17 protein-coding genes and 1 riboswitch are annotated in these 16,980 nt (G+C 64.4%); of the genes, 9 read left to right on the forward strand and 8 right to left on the reverse strand.

Annotated elements, in window-relative coordinates; genetic code table 11:
* Window positions 1–55: 55 nt before the first annotated feature.
* Window positions 56–1,741, forward strand: coding sequence for a hypothetical protein (locus tag FJ428_RS23895; protein ID WP_140880366.1), 1,686 nt, complete (start codon window positions 56–58; stop codon window positions 1,739–1,741).
* Between the two features lie 106 nt (window positions 1,742–1,847).
* Here FJ428_RS23895 and FJ428_RS23900 read toward each other — a convergent pair whose 3' ends face one another.
* Genes FJ428_RS23900 through FJ428_RS23915 form a run of 4 tightly spaced genes read right to left on the reverse strand, consistent with a single transcriptional unit; the run spans window position 1,848 to window position 4,759 of the window.
* The gene (locus tag FJ428_RS23900) at window positions 1,848–2,009 is read right to left on the reverse strand and encodes a CcdB family protein (RefSeq protein ID WP_318012467.1); all 162 of its coding nucleotides are present in this window, start codon (window positions 2,007–2,009) and stop codon (window positions 1,848–1,850) included.
* Window positions 2,009–2,251: a type II toxin-antitoxin system CcdA family antitoxin gene (locus FJ428_RS23905; protein WP_140880367.1), complete on the reverse strand. Its 243-nt coding sequence runs from the start codon at window positions 2,249–2,251 to the stop codon at window positions 2,009–2,011. Before FJ428_RS23905 ends, FJ428_RS23900 begins: the two co-directional genes overlap by 1 nt.
* A gap of 44 nt (window positions 2,252–2,295) precedes the next feature.
* A complete protein-coding gene (locus FJ428_RS23910) occupies window positions 2,296–4,113 on the reverse strand; it encodes an ABC-F family ATP-binding cassette domain-containing protein (protein WP_140880368.1) in 1,818 nt (605 codons plus the stop codon).
* A 1-nt stretch (window position 4,114) separates the two neighbouring features.
* Entirely contained in the window at window positions 4,115–4,759 is a 645-nt protein-coding gene (locus FJ428_RS23915; protein WP_140759257.1) for a thiamine diphosphokinase, read from the reverse strand.
* Between the two features lie 88 nt (window positions 4,760–4,847).
* A riboswitch (TPP riboswitch) is annotated at window positions 4,848–4,963 on the forward strand.
* A 42-nt stretch (window positions 4,964–5,005) separates the two neighbouring features.
* Between FJ428_RS23915 and thiB the strand changes: the two genes are divergently transcribed.
* From thiB to FJ428_RS23940, 4 genes are all read left to right on the forward strand, one after another.
* Window positions 5,006–6,004: a thiamine ABC transporter substrate binding subunit gene (gene thiB, locus FJ428_RS23920; RefSeq protein ID WP_140554930.1), complete on the forward strand. Its 999-nt coding sequence runs from the start codon at window positions 5,006–5,008 to the stop codon at window positions 6,002–6,004.
* A 237-nt stretch (window positions 6,005–6,241) separates the two neighbouring features.
* Window positions 6,242–7,855: a thiamine/thiamine pyrophosphate ABC transporter permease gene (gene thiP, locus FJ428_RS23930; RefSeq protein ID WP_140880369.1), complete on the forward strand. Its 1,614-nt coding sequence runs from the start codon at window positions 6,242–6,244 to the stop codon at window positions 7,853–7,855.
* Complete coding sequence (gene thiQ, locus FJ428_RS23935) at window positions 7,855–8,637, forward strand: thiamine ABC transporter ATP-binding protein (RefSeq protein ID WP_140880370.1); 783 nt, start codon at window positions 7,855–7,857, stop codon at window positions 8,635–8,637. The genes thiP and thiQ overlap by 1 nt, the downstream gene beginning before the upstream one ends.
* A gap of 256 nt (window positions 8,638–8,893) precedes the next feature.
* The gene (locus tag FJ428_RS23940) at window positions 8,894–10,357 is read left to right on the forward strand and encodes a M48 family metalloprotease (protein ID WP_140493312.1); all 1,464 of its coding nucleotides are present in this window, start codon (window positions 8,894–8,896) and stop codon (window positions 10,355–10,357) included.
* A gap of 72 nt (window positions 10,358–10,429) precedes the next feature.
* Here FJ428_RS23940 and FJ428_RS23945 read toward each other — a convergent pair whose 3' ends face one another.
* The gene (locus FJ428_RS23945; protein WP_140493315.1) at window positions 10,430–11,296 is read right to left on the reverse strand and encodes an RNA polymerase factor sigma-32; all 867 of its coding nucleotides are present in this window, start codon (window positions 11,294–11,296) and stop codon (window positions 10,430–10,432) included.
* Between the two features lie 321 nt (window positions 11,297–11,617).
* Here FJ428_RS23945 and FJ428_RS23950 point away from each other — a divergent pair, with 321 nt between their 5' ends.
* From FJ428_RS23950 to FJ428_RS23965, 4 genes are all read left to right on the forward strand, one after another.
* The gene (locus FJ428_RS23950) at window positions 11,618–12,391 is read left to right on the forward strand and encodes an amino acid ABC transporter substrate-binding protein (RefSeq protein WP_140624989.1); all 774 of its coding nucleotides are present in this window, start codon (window positions 11,618–11,620) and stop codon (window positions 12,389–12,391) included.
* A 106-nt stretch (window positions 12,392–12,497) separates the two neighbouring features.
* Entirely contained in the window at window positions 12,498–13,178 is a 681-nt protein-coding gene (locus FJ428_RS23955; RefSeq protein ID WP_140550874.1) for an ABC transporter permease subunit, read from the forward strand.
* Complete coding sequence (locus FJ428_RS23960) at window positions 13,175–13,966, forward strand: amino acid ABC transporter ATP-binding protein (RefSeq protein ID WP_140566896.1); 792 nt, start codon at window positions 13,175–13,177, stop codon at window positions 13,964–13,966. Before FJ428_RS23955 ends, FJ428_RS23960 begins: the two co-directional genes overlap by 4 nt.
* Before the next feature lie 112 nt (window positions 13,967–14,078).
* Complete coding sequence (locus FJ428_RS23965; RefSeq protein ID WP_140624991.1) at window positions 14,079–14,987, forward strand: patatin-like phospholipase family protein; 909 nt, start codon at window positions 14,079–14,081, stop codon at window positions 14,985–14,987.
* 102 nt (window positions 14,988–15,089) lie between these two features.
* Here the strand turns inward: FJ428_RS23965 and FJ428_RS23970 are convergent, their stop codons facing one another.
* The 3 genes from FJ428_RS23970 to FJ428_RS23980 all read right to left on the reverse strand — a co-directional run bounded on the left by FJ428_RS23970 (window position 15,090) and on the right by FJ428_RS23980 (window position 16,977).
* Window positions 15,090–15,671 (reverse strand): CarD family transcriptional regulator, encoded by a 582-nt coding sequence (locus FJ428_RS23970; protein WP_006327799.1) that lies wholly within the window; start codon window positions 15,669–15,671, stop codon window positions 15,090–15,092.
* 367 nt (window positions 15,672–16,038) lie between these two features.
* On the reverse strand, window positions 16,039–16,377 hold the full coding sequence (gene fdxA, locus FJ428_RS23975) for a ferredoxin FdxA (RefSeq protein ID WP_140493333.1): 339 nt from the start codon (window positions 16,375–16,377) through the stop codon (window positions 16,039–16,041).
* 204 nt (window positions 16,378–16,581) lie between these two features.
* The gene (locus tag FJ428_RS23980; protein WP_224518929.1) at window positions 16,582–16,977 is read right to left on the reverse strand and encodes an RNA-binding S4 domain-containing protein; all 396 of its coding nucleotides are present in this window, start codon (window positions 16,975–16,977) and stop codon (window positions 16,582–16,584) included.
* Window positions 16,978–16,980: the final 3 nt, after the last annotated feature.

Genomic DNA, 16,980 nt, shown 5'->3' on the forward strand with positions numbered 1-16,980 from the left:
CGTTGCGGCTGATTTGCGGAGGCCGGCCCGGAGCACAATACAGGTCGACTGACGCATGGCGAAAGATTTCGTTTCTGCTCTGAGGGATACGATAAACAATTTTGGCGATCCTACGCCGGAGCTGCGGGCCAAAGTCTACGACAAAGCGCGCTCGACGATTGCAAAGAAGATTGCCGAGCGCGAGCCGCCGCTTTCGCCGTCGGAAGCCGAAAGGCAGAAGCGCGGCCTGGAAGACGCCATATCGAGGCTCGAGCGCGAATATGCCAAAAGCGTGCCGGAGACCGATCCGCTTGCCGAACTGGAGCACATATTTTCCTCCATCGATCGCAACAAGAACCAGTCGAACCATACCAAACAGCCGGTAAAGGCGGAGCCGGCCTGGCCGGCAGCGCCTGCCTCGAAGGCTGAACCCTACAAGCCGCCGCCCCCCGCTCCGGAGCCCGACATCTCCAGGCCTGCATCGCCCGCCGCCGAGGTCGAGCCGAACTGGCAAAAGCCCGTACCGGTGCAGCCGGCCCCGGAGTTCGACGACAGGGCTCAGCCTGGCATGGATGTGGGTCAGGACGACGAGCATGCCGATGTCTTTGCGAGCGACGAAGAGGCTGCGGCCGCCGACACTTTCCAGCGCTTGCGTCCGGCTGAACGCAAGCGCAGCTATGGCGGGCTGATTGCCGCTGCCGTTGCGTTGCTGGTCATTGCCGGCGGCGGCTATGGCATCTGGCTGAACAAGGATGCCTTCGGCAAGATGCTGGGTCTGGGCGGCGGCAGCAAGGTCGCGACGACCGAGCCGGTCAAATCGACACCCGCCAAGCCGGCGAGCGATGCGGCGGCAACGCCCCCGGCACCTGCGGCTAGCGGTGCCGAGCCCGAAGGGACACCGAAGTTCACTCAAAGACTGACACCGCAAGGAAGCGAGGTCGATCCTGGCCCGGCCGGCGGACAGAGCGGCGTGGGCGAGGGCGAGTCCGTCGCGGCGCTGACGACGCCGCCTTCAGCCACGACCACCCCGGCCTTGTCGGCTCCGGCAGGAGGCACGCCGGCCGCAGGCGCGCCCGCCGGGACCACGCCCCCTGCACCGGGCGCTGCGCCGGCGGCGCCACCCGCCAATGGGACCGCACCCGCGGCGCCGGCTGACAATGCCGCCACGCCGCCCTCGCCTGCCGGTGCGCCGACGCAAACCTCTCTGCCGGTCGGCCAGAAGGCGATCTTCTATGAGGAGCGCACCAGCACCGCGCAGGGTTCGGCCGAGCCGGGCAACATCGTCTGGTCGCTGGTGCAGGAATCGCCCGGCGGCGACCTGCCGCCTGAGCCGGCGATCCGCGCCGAGGCGACCATTCCCGGCAAGGACATCCAGTTGCGCATGACCATCCGCCGCAACACTGACCAGACGCTGCCGGCCAGCCACATCATCGAGATGATCTTCCTGACACCCGACGGTTTCGAAGGCGGCGGCGTCGACAACATCCTGCGCGTGGCCATGAAGAGTTCCGAGCAGGATGCCGGCAGCCCGCTGATCGGCATTCCGGCCAAGATCGCCGACGGCTTCTTCCTCGTCGCGCTCAACGATACCAAGGCCGACGAGGACGCCAATCTGACCTTGCTTCGGGGACAGGACTGGATCGACGTGCCGGTCGTCTACAAGACCGGACGACGAGCGTTGCTGACGATGGAAAAAGGCATTCCCGGCGAGAAGGTGTTCGACGAGGCGATCAAGGCTTGGCAGGCGAAGACGGCGGGCTGAGCCGACGGCAACGGTCGGCTCCGGTCAGAAGCCTTGGAACAGCATGTCGAGCGCGGCGACGATGTCGTCGTGGTGCTTGGAGAGATTTCCCTCGGCATCCGGCAATTCAGTGGCCATCAAGGCAGAGCCGGCGGCCAGGAACGGGGGCTGTGTCGGGCGGCATCAACGGAATGACGACTCTCGTGTTCAGCCTCTCAAGAAGGTCGGACTGAACATCGACAAGGTAACCACTGCCTCCGGCATTCCGATAGAGATCGTAACGGGCCATCAAAACAGCGGGCGTGTGGCCAATGGCAACCCGTTCCGCTCGACATAGGCGTTGGAGCTCACAATCGCCTCAAAGTTCTCCTCTTGCCATCGACGCGTTTTTTCCGCCGCGATGGCCTTCGCAATACCCGCCTCGGCGGCGCGCGAGAGATTGATATCCGACGCTTTGGCGTCTTTGATCAGCTGAGCGTCAACGGATGTATTGACAGACTTTCGCTGAGGTTTTGTCGTCGATTGAAGCACGGAGACAGCCCTCTTTTAAGCGCATAACGTAGCGCATACCATCCTCACCCCTCCATCTCCTCGCGCAACATCTCCAGTTCGAGCCACTCTTCCTCCAGTGCCGCCAGTGTCGCGCGCTCCTTGTCGAGGGCGGCGATGGTCTTCTGGAACGAGGCCGGATCGCGCTCGTAATAGGCGGGATCGGCGATGTTGTTCTCCAGCCGCGAGATCGAGGCTGTGACCGCCTCGATCTTCTTGGGCAGCGATTCCAGCGCGAATTTCTGCTTGAACGAGAGTTTTTTTGCCGGGGCTTTGGCGGTGGCGCTGTCCGCCTTGGCCGTCGGGGCCTCGCTTGCATCCGCCTTCGCGCGCGCCTTGCGGTCGTCGAGCCTGGTACCGCCGCGCTGCGCCAGCATGTCGGAATAGCCGCCGGCATATTCGACCCAGCGGCCGCCGTCGTCCGGCGCGATGATGCTGGTGACGGTGCGGTCGAGGAAATCGCGGTCGTGGCTGACCAGGATGACCGTACCGGCAAAGCCGGCGACCAGTTCCTGCAGCAACTCCAGCGTCTCCATGTCGAGATCGTTGGTGGGCTCGTCGAGCACCAGAAGGTTGGCCGGCCGCGCCAGCACACGCGCCAGGATCAGCCTCGCGCGTTCGCCGCCGGACAGCTCGCGCACCGGCGTGCGCGCCTGTTCCGGTTTGAACAGGAAATCCTTCATGTAGGAGACGACGTGGCGCTGCTCGCCATTGATGACAAGGTTCTCGCCGCGCCCGTCGGTGAGATACTGAGCCAGCGTCTCCTGCGGATCGACCGCCTCGCGCTTCTGGTCGAGCGTGGCGATCTCCAGATTGGTGCCGAGCCGCACCGAACCGGCATCCGGCTGCAATTCTCCGGTCAGCATCTTCAGAAGCGTCGTCTTGCCGGCGCCGTTCGGCCCGACGAGGCCGACGCGATCGCCGCGTTGGATGCGGGTCGAGAACCCCTTGACCACGGTGAGGTCGCCAAAGCTCTTCTCGATGTTCCTGGCCTCGATCACCAGCTTGCCGGATTCGGCGGCGTCGCTGGCCACCATGGTCGCGGTGCCTTCGGCGCCGCGATGGCCGCGAAAACGCTGGCGCATGGTCTGCAATTCGCCCAGGCGGCGCATGTTGCGCTTGCGCCGCGCCGTCACGCCATAGCGCAGCCAGTGTTCCTCGCGCACGATCTGGCGGCCGAGCTTGTGCTGTTCGCGCTCTTCTTCCTCAAGCACCTGGTCGCGCCATTCCTCGAAATGGCCGAAGCCCTTATCCAGCCGGCGTGTCTGGCCCCGGTCGAGCCACACGGTGGCGCGCGAGACGCGCTCGAGGAAACGGCGGTCGTGCGAGATGACGATGAGGGCCGAGGAGGTGCGGACGAGCTCCTCTTCCAGCCATTCGATCACCGAGAGATCGAGATGGTTGGTCGGCTCATCGAGCAGCAAGATATCGGGCTCCGGCGCCATGACGCGGGCAAGGGCGGCGCGCCTGGCCTCGCCGCCGGAGAGGTCGCCCGGCTGCTCCTCGCCCGAGAGGCCGAGATGCTCCATCAGGTAGCTGGCGCGATAAGGATCGTCGGCGGGACCGAGCCCGGCCTCGACATAGGCGCGCACGGTTGCGAACCCGTCCATGTCGGGCATTTGCGGCAGATAGCGGACGGTCGCCGATGGCTGGCGGAACACCTCGCCGTCCTGCGGCTCGATCAGGCCGGCGGCGATCTTGAGCAGCGTCGACTTGCCGGACCCGTTGCGGCCGACCAGCGCGATCTTGTCGCCTGCCGACGCAGCCAAGTCGGCGCCGTCGAGCAGGGGCGTGCCGCCGAACGTCAGTTTTATTCCGTCGAGATTGAGAAGAGGCGGCGCCATGTCAGCTTTCTGGCAAGGGATAGGGATGGGCGAGCAGCAGCGCGCGCCCCGCTCCCAGCGCGATCTCGAGCCTGCCCTTGACCTCATTAGAGATGGTCAGCGATGAGCCGAACGCGACCTTGACGCGGTCAAGCGGCCATTTCGCGCCGGCGACGGTCAGCCCGGCAAGCTCGGAAAAACCCAGGATCGAGAACAGGGTGCCGTCTGTATAGTCGAAGCGGACCGTGCCGTGCGCCAGGGGCATGCCTTCCTGCGCGCCGCTGGTCAACAGCACCTTTGTCCCGGCCCCGGCCAGCCGCAGGGCGAGCGCCATGTGCAGGAAGGCATGGTCGGCGCGCTTGCCGCCGAAGGCGCCGGCAAGCACGAGGCTGGTCGCGCCGCGCTCCAGGGCGGCCGATATCGCGAGTTCGCCATCGGTGGCGTCCTTCTCTGCCGGGAAGGTTCGGCGCGGCACGGCGGCCAACTCATCCGGCAGGCCGGCGGGCACGGAATCGAAATCGCCGACCCACAGTTCCGGCACAAGGCCGAGCGTGCTTGCATGGCCGATGCCGGCATCGGCGGCGATGACGCGGGTTCCCTCGACCTGACGGTCGAGCCGTGGCGTGCGGATGAGATCGCCGCCAAGCAGGATGGTGAATGTGCTCATATCGTGTGGCCCTTACCAGCCCGGCAGCGGAAACGGAAGGCCGGCAAACAGCCACTTGCGCGGTTCACCAGCCGGGCCTATGTGTCGAGGCGCTCTAACGGGGTGCCGGACGCGATATTTCGCGGACCGGCTGAGAGGCAGTCTCGCCAACCCGCTGAACCTGATCCGGTTTGTACCGGCGGAGGGATTAGACGTTTCGGACAGTCCGACGCCTCAATTCCTTTAACCCGAACGAAGGAGGCGCCGATGCGCACGCTTTTATACGCCCTTGTCTCTGCAATGGTCGTGGTTCTGTCCGGGCCGGCCTTAGCCAAGGACAAGCTCACCGTCTACACTTATGAGAGCTTTACCGCCGACTGGGGCCCCGGCCCGGTGGTGAAGAAGGAATTCGAGGCCGAATGCGGCTGCGATGTCGACTTCGTCTCGGTTGCCGACGGCGTCGCGCTGCTCAACCGCGTCAAGCTGGAAGGGGCCGCGACCAAGGCCGACATCGTGCTTGGCCTCGACACCAATCTCACCGCCGATGCCAAGGCCACTGGCCTGTTTGCGCCGCATGGCGCCGTGACCGGGCTCAATGTGCCGGGCGGCTGGAACGACGACATCTTTGTCCCGTACGACTATGGCTATTTCGCCGTCGTCTATGACACGCAGAAGCTGAAGACGCCGCCCAAGAGCCTGAAGGAATTGGTCGAGGGCAGTGCCGACGACAAGATCGTTATCCAGGATCCGCGCACCTCGACGCCGGGCCTCGGCCTGCTGTTGTGGGTGAAGTCGGTCTATGGCGACAAGGCGCCGGAGGCCTGGGCCAAGCTCAAGGCGAAGGTCTTGACCGTGACGCCGGGCTGGAGCGAGGCCTACGGCCTGTTCACCAAGGGCGAGGCGCCGATGGTGCTGTCCTACACGACCTCGCCCGCCTACCACATGGTTGCCGAGAACACCGAGCGCTACCAGGCCGCTTCCTTTGAGGAGGGCGAGTATCTGCAGATCGAGGTCGCCGGCATCACCACGACGGGAGCCAAAAATCCGCTGGCGGAAAAGTTCATCGCCTTCATGACCGGGCCGAAATTCCAGGATGCCATCCCCGAGACCAACTGGATGTTCCCGGCCGGCAAGACCGACAAGCCGCTCAATCCGGCCTTCGACAGACTGGTCAAACCGACCAAAACCTTGCTGTTCAGTCCCGAGGAGGTCGCGGCCAACCGCAAGGCATGGGTGGATGAATGGCTGGCGGTGATGAGCAAGTAGTTTGGTCGTATGATCGGATGATGAGTGCTCTACAGCGCCCCCCACTGTCCTGCCGGACATCTCCCCCACGAGGGGGGAGATTGGCCGTCACGACGGCTTTCGCCAATTGGCGACGTCACAGGAGAGGGTGGAGCGCTGAAGCAGCCAATCTCCCCCCAAGTGGGGGAGATGTCCGGCAGGACAGAGGGGGGCGCGAAGGAACGCGACGCTCGCTAAAGGTCCTTTGGGTGGCGCAGCGTGCAGCGCGCGTCTGACCCCCGCATCTCCGCCGGTATCCTCGCGCTTGCGGCGATCGGGCTGCTGATCGGCGGCGCGTTTGCGGGCCTTATCTTCGAAGGCGCGAACGATTTCTCCGGCGCCTGGGCGGCCTTCGATCCTTATCTCCTGCGCGTCGTGCGCTTTACGTTGTGGCAGGCGGCGCTTTCGACGCTGTTGTCGGTGGCGCCGGCCCTGTTCGTGGCTCGCGCGCTGTCGCGGCATCCGCACTTTCCCGGCCGCGGCTTCATCCTCCAGCTCTTCGCCCTGCCACTGGCGCTGCCGGCGATCGTGGCGGCGCTCGGCATCCTGGCGCTCTACGGCCGCGCCGGCTATTTCGCCGGCTTTCTTGGTGCCGTCGGCGGTTACCATTGGCCGGGCATCTATGGCCTCTCCGGCATCCTCGTTGCTCATGTCTTCTTCAACCTGCCGCTGGCCACGCGGCTGTTCCTCGAAGTGCTGCAAACCATCCAAGCCGACCAATGGCGGCTGGCGAGCCAGCTCGGCATGGGTGCCGCACCGGCTTTCCGGCTGATCGAGTGGCCGACACTGCGCGCCGCTCTGCCGGGCGTCGCCGGCCTGGTGTTCATGCTCTGCATCACATCCTTCACGATCGTGTTGACGCTGGGCGGCGGCCCCGGCGCGACGACGCTGGAGGTCGGCATCTACCAGGCGCTGCGTTTCGATTTCGATCCCGCGCGGGCGGTGGCGCTGACGCTGCTGCAGATCGCGCTGACCTTTGTCGTGGTGCTGGCGTTGACGCGGCTCGGCGCCAACACCACCGGTGACGCCAATCTGCCGGTGGCGCCGCGCCGCTACGTCTCGGCCGGCAGGACCGAGACCGCGCTGAATGCGGCGCTCGTCGTGCTGGCCCTTTTGTTTGTCGCCGGGCCGATGACGGCGACGGTGATGTCAGGCCTCGGCGCCGACCTCGGTCGTCTCGCCGGCGAGGCGGCGGTGCGGCAGGCGACGCTGACCAGCGCCGTGCTGGCCTTCCTGTCGGCGCTGCTGTCGGTTGCGCTGTCGCTTTCGCTCACCATCGCGCGCCGCGTGCTGGCCCTGAAGCGCCGCTCCGGTCCGCGGACCGTGCTCGAACACGCCACCGACACCGGCGCCGGCTTCGTCCTGGTCGTGCCGCCCATCGTCATCGGCGCCGGCTGGTTCCTTCTGCTGCGCCATGTCGGCGATGTCTTTGCCATAGCCCCGGTCATGGTCGTCACCGTCAATGCAGTCATGGCGATGCCTTTCGCCATCCGTGCCATCCGCCCCGCCTATGATGCGGCGAGCGAGCGCCATGAGCGGCTCTGCGCGCTTCTGGGAATAGCGGGCTGGCCCCGATTGCGGCTGGTCGACTGGCCGTCGCTGCGACGGCCGCTGGCCACCGCCTTCGCGTTTGCCATGGCGCTGTCGCTTGGCGATCTCGGCGTCATCGCACTGTTCGGCAGTGATTCCGTGCAGACCTTGCCATACCTTCTCCTGGCGCGCATGGGCAGCTACCGCACCGAGGACGCCGCCGGCCTGGCGCTGCTGCTGGGTCTGGTCTGCCTTGTGCTTGTGGTGGCGGCGAGCGGGCTGGGAAGGGGAGAACGAGACTGATGGCTGCGGGCGCCACCAATGGTGCGACAAGGGGAGCCGAGGTGCGGCTGGACACGGTCTCGTTCAGCTACGGCGACGCGCCGCTCGTTTTCGATGTCGATTTCGCCGAGTCAAAAATCACCGCCATCATGGGGCCGAGCGGTTCGGGTAAGTCGACGCTGCTCAATCTGGTGGCGGGCTTCGAGACGCCGCAGTCCGGCCGTGTGCTGATCGGCGGCGCCGATGTCGGCGCGGCGCCGCCTTCGGCGCGGCCGGTGTCGATGGTATTCCAGGAAAACAATCTTTTTGCCCATCTTTCGGTCGAAGAGAATGTCGGGCTCGGCCGCTCGCCCTCGCTGCGGCTGACCGAGGCCGATCGCGCTGATATCGCGGAGGCGATCGCACGCACCGGCCTCGCGGGCAAGGAAAGACGCCTGCCGCGCGAACTTTCGGGAGGCGAACGCCAGCGTGTCGCATTGGCGCGCGTGCTGGTTCGCAACCGCCCGGTGCTTCTTCTGGACGAGCCTTTCGCTTCACTCGGACCGGCCTTGCGCGACGACATGCTCGATCTTGTCGCCGACGTGCATGCCGAGCGGGGCATGACGCTGCTGTTCGTCACGCACCAGCCACAGGACGCACGCCGTATTTGTGAGGAGGTGGTGTTCCTCGACAACGGCATGGTTGCCGCCAAGGGCAAGGCGGATGATTTCTTTGCCGGGGCTGGTCCTGAAGTTTTCCGGCGCTATGTTGGCACAAGCGCCTGGGAGGCTGGATCACGAGATATTGCCCGGAAGCGGACATAATTTACGCTCAAACCGGCTCCTGGCGACGGGGCGATTGCTTGCCATGACAGAGGTAGTGTGGCTAGGTCCGCCCCGTACCGGTCCGGTGCAGGCCGTGATTTGCTGCGGCATCCGCCGCGCGTTGGTATGGCGTGGATGCTGTAATGCTTTGATTTGCGCATGAGCCCTTGCGAGGATCGCCCCGATTTTCGCGGGCATGCGCCAGACCCGAAAGGAAGCCGTTCTGCCGACCGGCACGGAAAGACCAAGAGGGAAAATGCTGGCGCGCTTTCTGGCGCTGGCTGGCTTTGTCGTAGCCCTGGCAAGCTGCCAGATGTTCACACCTCCGGAAGTCCAGGAATCCGGCTTCCAGCCTTCCGACAAACCGATCACGGTCGACAATGTCGCGGCCAATAACAAGTTGGCCGAACTCGCCAAGGCGCAGCATCCACGCATACTGGCGACCTATGGCGGCGAATATTCCGATCCCAAACTCGAGCGCATGGTCGCCAAGGTCGTCGGCAGCCTGACGGTGGTGTCGGCCAACCCGACCCAGACCTATCGTATCACCATCCTCAATTCGCCCAACGTCAATGCCTTCGCACTGCCGGGCGGCTACCTCTACGTCACGCGCGGCCTGCTGGCGCTGGCCAATGATTCGGCCGAGCTCGCCGCCGTCATCGCGCATGAGATGGGCCACGTCACCGCCAACCACGGCCTGCAGCGCCAGCAGCTCGAGGCCGAGGAGGGGCTCGCCACCAAGGTTGTTTCCGACGTGCTCGGCGACAGCCCGACCGCCAAGGCGGCGCTGATCCGCGGCAAGCTGAGACTGGCGCAGTTTTCGCGCAACCAGGAACTGGAGGCCGACGCGATCGGCATCAAGTCGATCGGCGAAGCCGGCTACGATCCTTACGCCGCCGGCCGCTTCTTGCAGTCCATGTCGGCCTACACTGATTTCCGCTCGATCAGCGGCGCCACCGACGCCAGCCTCGATTTCCTGGCAACGCATCCCAATACGCCGCAGCGTATCGACCTTGCGCAACGCCATGCCCGCCAGTTCGGCCCGCCGGGCGTCGGCACCCGCGATCGCGACGCCTTCCTCGCCGGCATAGACGGCCTGCTCTACGGCGACACGCCGGAAGAAGGCTATGTGCGCGGCGAGACCTTTCTGCATCCGGGCCTGGGCGTGTCCTTCTCGGTGCCGGAGGGCTTTATCATCGACAATTCGGCCGCCGCCGTGACGGCGACCGGGCCGGGCGACATTGCGATCCGCTTCGACGGCGTGTCGATCGACAAGAACCGTGCGCTGACCGATTATATCAGGAGCGGCTGGGTGGCCGGTCTCGATGATGCGAGCGTCAGGCAGGAAACGATCAACGGCAACGAGGCGGCGACGGCGCATGCAGGCGCCGAAGGCTGGCAGTTCGATATCGCGGTAATCCGCGCCGGCGGCCAGGTCTACCGGCTGCTGACGGCGGCACCATCCGCCAGCACGTCGCTCGACACCGTGGCGCGTTCCGTCAGCGGCTCGTTCCGCATTCTGAGTGCCGCCGAAAAGGCGGCGCTGAAGCCGCTGCATATCCGCGTGGTCACCGTCCAGCCGGGGCAGACGATGGGTTCGCTTTCGGCGCAGATGGTCGGCGTCGACCGCAAACTCGACCTGTTCCGGGTGCTCAACGCGCTGTCGCCGGGGGCTGCGGTTTCGGCCGGCGACAAGGTCAAGATCGTCACCGACAAATAGCCGATAATCGGCGCTGACCCGCTCTCTCGTTTTTGGGACGAGAAACTTCTAGGTAGTTTTCCTGGAATGGATTTAGGCGGCGGTGGCGAGGAATTCCGGGTTCTGCTTCACCAGCGCCACTTTCAGCTTTTCCATGGCGCGGGCCTCGATCTGGCGCACGCGTTCCTTGGAAATGCCAAGCGTCTCGCCGAGCGCTTCGAGCGTGGCGCCCTCGTCGCTCAGCCGACGCTCCTCGATGATGCGCAGCTCACGCGCGTTGAGTGCGGCAAGCGCCGCCTTCAGCCATATCGAGCGGCGTTCGATATCGATGGTGTCGCTGACGACCTCGTCGGGCAAGGGATCGTCCGACACCAGGAAGTCCATCCGCTCGGTCGCGCCGCCATCGTCGGCAAGCGGGACATTGAGGGAGGAGTCGGGCGCCGACAGCCGCGAATCCATCAGCGCGACGTCGGCTTCGGAGACGCCGAGAGCCGCTGAAACCTCGCGGTACAGCGTCCTGTTCGACAGCGGCTCCGCCGCCCCATTCGCCAGCCGGGCGCGCAGGCGTCGCAGGTTGAAGAACAGGGCCTTTTGCGCCGAGCTGGTGCCGCCGCGCACGATCGACCAGTTGCGCAGGATGTAGTCCTGCATCGAGGCCCGGATCCACCAAGTCGCATAGGTCGAAAACCGCACTTCGCGCTCCGGCTCGAATCGGGCCGCGGCCTCGAGCAGGCCGACATGGCCCTCCTGGACCAGATCGCCAAGCGGCAGGCCATAGTGGCGGAATTTGGAAGCCATGGAAATGACCAGGCGCATATGCGCCACGGTGATGCTGTGCAGCGCGTTCTGGTCGTTGTCCTTTTTCCAGCGCAGCGCCAGCCGCAACTCCTCGTCGCGTTCGAGATAGGGAGCTCTCATTGCCGCGCGGACCATAATCCGTCCTGCCGTGTCTTCCATCATGAGGCGCTCCCTGGCTCAGGCGATACGGATTTCATTTCGAAGCCCGGCAGCCGCCTCGACTTGAAATGGCGGCGTCCTGCCCTACAACGAAGGCAAAACGTGCCATGCGCGGGAAAGGTTCCGCCGCCGGCGGCGCGGCGTGGAAGCTGCGCGAAAAAACTCAGGGCGGGTTCGATGCACCGCCAGAAACGTCAGTTGTAGAATCTCATTCCGAATAATGGACGTTTTTGAAATTCCATTCCTTATTTTTTCAACTCACATCTGTCAATTTCCAGCACTCACACCATGCCGGATATCAGGCCAGGACGGGATCACAGAAAAATGAAATGGCTCAAGTCGCTCATCGTCGCCGGAACTTTGCAGGTTCTGGCTGTTACCGCAGGCTATGCCGGCGCCAATCTCGACCAGATCAAGCAGGCCGGCGTCATCAAGGTCGGCACGGAGGGCACCTACGCACCCTTTACCTATCATGATGCCGGCGGAGCGCTGGTCGGCTTCGATGTCGAAATCGCCAAGGCGATCGGCGAAAAGCTCGGCGTGAAGGTAGAGTTCCTCGAGGGCAAATGGGACGGGCTGATCGCGGGCCTCGATGCCAACCGCTATGACGCGGTCATCAACGAAGTCGGCATCACCGACGCCCGCAAGGCGAAATACGATTTTTCCGACCCCTACATCGCCTCCAAGGCAGTGCTGATCGTGCGCGGCGACAACACCGATATCAAGAGCTTCGCCGATCTCAAAGGCAAGAAGTCGGCGCAGTCGCTGACTTCGAATTTCGGCAAGCTTGCCGAGGCCAACGGCGCCGAACTGGTCGGCACCGACGGGTTCGACCAGTCGATCCAGCTGCTTCTGACTGGCCGCGCCGACGCAACCATCAATGACAGCCTGTCCTTCCTCGATTTCAAGAAGCACAAGCCGGATGCCAATGTGAAGATCGCGGCCCAGGAAGAGAACGCCGACTATTCCGGCGTCATCGTTCGCAAGGGCGATCCGGAACTGGTTGCCGCGATCAACAAGGCGCTGGCCGACATCAAGGCGGACGGCACCTATCAGAAGATCGCAGACAAGTATTTCGGACAGGACGTTTCGAAGTAATTTACGGCCGGGCCGTTGGCCCGCGCGACATCGCCCGGCGGCGGACCGTTTTGACGGCCCGCCGCCTTTCGCGTGATATACGGCAGTCGCAAGAAGGAGCCCTTTCGTGCCGCACTGGCTGCAACTCATGCTGGAATCGCTGCCTTCGCTGCTGTGGGCCGCGTTGATCTTCACCGTACCGCTGACGCTCCTGTCCTTTGTGCTTGGCTTGAGCGTCGGTCTTGGAACCGCGCTGATCCGGCTCTTCGGGCCAATGCCCCTGGTCGCGGTGGCGCGCTTCTACGTGTGGATATTCCGCGGCACGCCGCTCTTGGTGCAGCTGTTCCTGATCTTCTACGGCCTGCCCTCGGTCGGCATCCTGCTTGACGCGTTTCCCGCAGCGTTGATCGGCTTCACGCTCAATATCGGGGCCTACTCGTCGGAAATCGTTCGCGCGGCGATAGGCGCGGTGCCAAAGGGGCAATGGGAGGCGGCCTATTCGATCGGCATGACCTGGAGCCAGGCGATGCGCCGCACCATCTTGCCGCAGGCTGGGCGCGTGGCGGTGCCGCCGCTCTCCAACACCTTCATCTCGCTGGTCAAGGACACGTCGCTGGCCGCCGCCATCACCGTGCCGGAAATGTTCCAGGCCGCGCAGCGTATCGTCGCCACCACCTATGAGCCGCTGATCCTCTATGTCGAGGCGGCGATCCTCTATCTGGCGATGAGTTCGGTGCTGTCGGCCTTGCAGACGCGGCTGGAGGCACGGCTCAATCGCTATGGCGGGTTCCTGGAGGCGCGCTCGTGATCGACCTTGCCAACATCGAAAAGCGCTTCGGCGACAATCTCGTGCTGAAGGGCGTGACGGTTGCCATTGCCGAAGGCAGCGTCACCGCGCTGGTCGGTCCTTCGGGTGGTGGCAAAAGTACGCTGCTGCGCTGCATCAACCTGCTTGAGATCCCAACTTCGGGCACAGTGCGTATCGGCGATCAGGCGCTGGAGTTCCATCCGGGAGCGAAGGTGGCGGCCCGGGACATTCAGCGGCTGCGGCTGCAGACCGGCATGGTGTTCCAGAACTTCCAACTGTTCCCGCATCGCACCGCGATCGAGAACGTCATGGAAGGGCTGGTGACGGTGCTGAAGTGGCCCCACGCACGGGCGCGCGAACGGGCGCTCGCGCTGCTGGAAAAGGTCGGCATGGCGCACAAGGTCGATGCCTGGCCGGCAACGCTGTCGGGCGGCCAGCAGCAGCGGGTAGCGATCGCCCGGGCGCTGGCGCCGTCGCCAAAGGTGCTTTTGTGCGACGAGCCGACCTCCGCGCTCGACCCGGAACTGGCGCAGGAAGTCGTCGACGTGCTCGGCCGGCTCGCCAGCGAGGGGACGACGATGGTGATGGCCACGCACGATCTGCGGCTTGCTTCAAAGATCGCTCGCGAGGTGGTGTTCCTCGAGGCTGGCATTGTCGTCGAAAAGGGCCCCGCGGCGGTGCTGTTCGGCAATCCGGAGCGCGAACGGACAAGACGGTTCATCGCGACGCTAAAGCAGGAAATGGCGGAGAAGGAGGGTGGGGGAGAAGGCGGCAATTTCTCGTCCTAGGCCTGCGCTGCGCTTGCTCCCTGCCGGGCATTTATCCTCGTGAGCCGCCGTCAGGCACGGTGTTTCTATTTCGATGGACGGGCGTGTCCATGCGCTGCAATAGTGGGGGCCGATGGTTCGCAACGTTGCTCTTGTTCTCGGTGGTGGCGGGGCCGCCGGAAATGCCTGGCTGATCGGCATCATCGCGGGCCTCGCCGACACTGGTGTCGATCTGACCGAGGCCGCCGATCTGGTGATCGGAACCTCGGCAGGCGCCAATGCGGCAGTGCAGGTGCGCAGCGGCATACCGCCGGGCGAGCTGCTGGCCGCGGTGCTGTCCCCGCTGCCGGTTCAACCGGCCGGACCGAGCCGTCAACCGCCGTTGCCGCCGATGGATAGTGTATTCGAGCGGATGCGTTCCATTTCCGCCGCCGCTACCTCGGCAGCCGATCTGCAACGGGCGATGGGCGCATTCGGATTGGAGAGCGATGCCAAATTCGGACCGGAAGTGGCCAAACAGCGGCGCGCGCTGGTCGCCGCCAGATTGCCTCGCCATGAATGGCCGGAAAGGCCGATGATCTTGGTGGCCGTCGACGCGCTTACCGGTGAACTGGCTGCGTTCGACCGCGATTCCGGCGTCGATCTGGTTGACGCGGCCACCGCGAGCACCGCGCTGCCCGGTGCGGGGCCAACGCACAGCATCAATGGCGTCCGCTACATCTCCGGTGGCGTGCGCTCCGCCGATAATGCCGACCTTGCCTCGGGCTATGCGAACGTGATCGTGCTCTCGCCGTTCAGCGGACGGAGCGGGCCGCTACCGGAAGGCCAGTTCGAGGGCCTGCGCAGACCGCCGGGCGCGGACCTTGCAAGCGAGGTCGAAGCCCTGCGCCAGCAGGGCAGCGAGGTGGTGGTGATCACGCCTGACGTCGATTCCCGCGCCGCAATGGGCACCAACCAGATGGATCTGGCGACCCGCATCCCCGCGGCCCGTGCTGGTTTCGCCCAAGGCAAGAAGGAAGCGACCCGCGTAACGTTCCTGTGACGATTCCACGCCCAGGGGCGTGCACCAACTTTCCAAATATTGCCTGCAACAAAAAACCCGGCGCAAGGCCGGGTTTTTCAAAAACTCAAAAGGCGCAAGGCCTCAGGCAGCTTCTTCCTGCTCGGCTTCCTCATTGTCGGCCTTGGCGCCGCGCTTAGGGCCCTTGTTGAGATTGACCTCGATCAAACGCACGGCTTCGGTTTCCGACATGCGGTTGACCGCGGCGATCTCACGGGCCATGCGGTCGAGCGCGGCCTCGTAGAGTTGGCGTTCGGAATAGGACTGCTCCGGCTGGTTGTCGGCGCGGTAGAGGTCGCGAACAACTTCCGAGATCGAGATCAGGTCGCCGGAATTGATCTTGGCATCATATTCCTGCGCGCGACGCGACCACATGGTGCGCTTGACGCGGGCGCGGCCTTGCACGACCTTCAGTGCGCGTTCGACATAATCCTCTTCCGACAGCTTGCGCATGCCGATCGAGGTTGCCTTGGCGACCGGCACCTTGAGGCGCATCTTGTCCTTCTGGAAATCGATGACGAACAGTTCCAGCTTGTGCCCGGCCACTTCCTGCTCGTCGATCGAGACGATCTGGCCGACACCATGCGCCGGATAGACGATGTACTCGCCGGTCTTGAAACCGTGACGTGCAGCGGTGGACTTCTTCTGCGGGGTGATCGTTGCCATTACGCCCTGAACTCCTTGTTGTGGGCCGGCGGCGGTGCCGGCTGAACTCGCGCGATCGGGTTACCGATCATTAGCCGCACAACAGATGAACCCACCGGAAAAGCCGGGACCGGCAAACCGCACGATTGCGATCGCCTGGCCCAGATCGCTCTGGTCCGATATGGGATTTTCACCTTTCAGTGATTTGGGGCGTTAGCGCCATAAATCGACGTTGTGTCACCGGCATGTTTCGCTCATGTAACACAAAAAGTCGGAAGAATCAAGGTTTTGCTGCATAAGCGAAGGCCACAGGTTCACGCCGCCTGTCAAGGCGGTTAATAGGCCGTACCTCTTACGCCGCGTCATGCCGGTTGAAACGGCAGCGCTGTCAGTCGCCTTCTCCGGGTTCAGCCGAGAAATATTTCTCGAACTTGCCGGCCTCGCCATCGAAGGCCTTGGCGTCGGCCGGCGGCTCCTTCTTGGCGGTGATATTAGGCCATTTCTCAGCGTATTCGGTGTTTATCTGCAGCCATTTGTCGAGGCCCGACTCAGTATCGGGCTTGATCGCGTCGGCGGGGCATTCCGGTTCGCAGACACCGCAGTCAATGCACTCGTCGGGATGGATGACGAGCATGTTCTCGCCCTCGTAGAAACAGTCGACCGGACAGACCTCGATGCAGTCCATATATTTGCATTTGATGCAATTGTCGGTCACGACATAGGTCATCGATCTGCTCCGGGACGTCCCGTTTTTGTTGGCTTTTTCCGTCAGGTAACGCCTTTGGCGCCCGCTTGCAAGGGCGGCCATTCCGGCCATGTCCGCATTGCCGGAATGGAATTCCAACGGGTCGGCAATGGCGGCCATCGGTCATGTGCTCGGACCGTTGTGTCGGCGGCGTGGAAGAACATACATGCCTCCGTGCACCGGCGGTCAGTCGTCGCCAAGCAAGCGGTCGGTCTCGCGGCGCTCCTTCTTCGTCGGGCGGCCGCTTCCGGCCTCGCGCAGCCCTGGGATCGCGTCGGGAGGCGCCTCGCCCGTCGGTGCGGCAGGCGGCGACATGTCTTCGTAGAGCGTGCGTGCCTCCACGGCGGGGCCGCGCCGGCTTCCCGCATCGAGCACCTTCCAGATGAAGATGCGCCGCTCCAGCGTGATGGTCAGGACGTCGCCAGGCTTGACCAGGTCGGAGGCCTGCGCTGCTTTGTCGCGATTGATGCGCACCCGGCCGGCCACGACCAGTTTGGCGGCCAGCGAGCGCGATTTCACCGCGCGCGAGAAGAACAGCCATTTGTCGATACGCTGGCGGTCGGTGGCCATCGGGGCGACCATCGG

This window comes from Mesorhizobium sp. B2-8-1, assembly GCF_006440955.1.
GTDB lineage: Bacteria > Pseudomonadota > Alphaproteobacteria > Rhizobiales > Rhizobiaceae > Mesorhizobium.

Excerpts from the sequence above, each read along its gene's own strand:
- fdxA (WP_140493333.1), bottom strand. The coding sequence starts at position 16,377 with ATGACCTATGTCGTGACCGACAATTGCATCAAATGCAAATATATGGAC.
- FJ428_RS23915 (WP_140759257.1), bottom strand. The coding sequence starts at position 4,759 with ATGAGCACATTCACCATCCTGCTTGGCGGCGATCTCATCCGCACGCCA.
- FJ428_RS23940 (WP_140493312.1), top strand. The coding sequence starts at position 8,894 with ATGCTGGCGCGCTTTCTGGCGCTGGCTGGCTTTGTCGTAGCCCTGGCA.
- FJ428_RS23980 (WP_224518929.1), bottom strand. The coding sequence starts at position 16,977 with ATGGTCGCCCCGATGGCCACCGACCGCCAGCGTATCGACAAATGGCTG.
- thiB (WP_140554930.1), top strand. The coding sequence starts at position 5,006 with ATGCGCACGCTTTTATACGCCCTTGTCTCTGCAATGGTCGTGGTTCTG.
- FJ428_RS23900 (WP_318012467.1), bottom strand. The coding sequence starts at position 2,009 with ATGGCCCGTTACGATCTCTATCGGAATGCCGGAGGCAGTGGTTACCTT.
- FJ428_RS23895 (WP_140880366.1), top strand. The coding sequence starts at position 56 with ATGGCGAAAGATTTCGTTTCTGCTCTGAGGGATACGATAAACAATTTT.
- FJ428_RS23910 (WP_140880368.1), bottom strand. The coding sequence starts at position 4,113 with ATGGCGCCGCCTCTTCTCAATCTCGACGGAATAAAACTGACGTTCGGC.
- thiQ (WP_140880370.1), top strand. The coding sequence starts at position 7,855 with ATGGCTGCGGGCGCCACCAATGGTGCGACAAGGGGAGCCGAGGTGCGG.
- FJ428_RS23965 (WP_140624991.1), top strand. The coding sequence starts at position 14,079 with ATGGTTCGCAACGTTGCTCTTGTTCTCGGTGGTGGCGGGGCCGCCGGA.
- FJ428_RS23950 (WP_140624989.1), top strand. The coding sequence starts at position 11,618 with ATGAAATGGCTCAAGTCGCTCATCGTCGCCGGAACTTTGCAGGTTCTG.
- FJ428_RS23945 (WP_140493315.1), bottom strand. The coding sequence starts at position 11,296 with ATGATGGAAGACACGGCAGGACGGATTATGGTCCGCGCGGCAATGAGA.
- FJ428_RS23970 (WP_006327799.1), bottom strand. The coding sequence starts at position 15,671 with ATGGCAACGATCACCCCGCAGAAGAAGTCCACCGCTGCACGTCACGGT.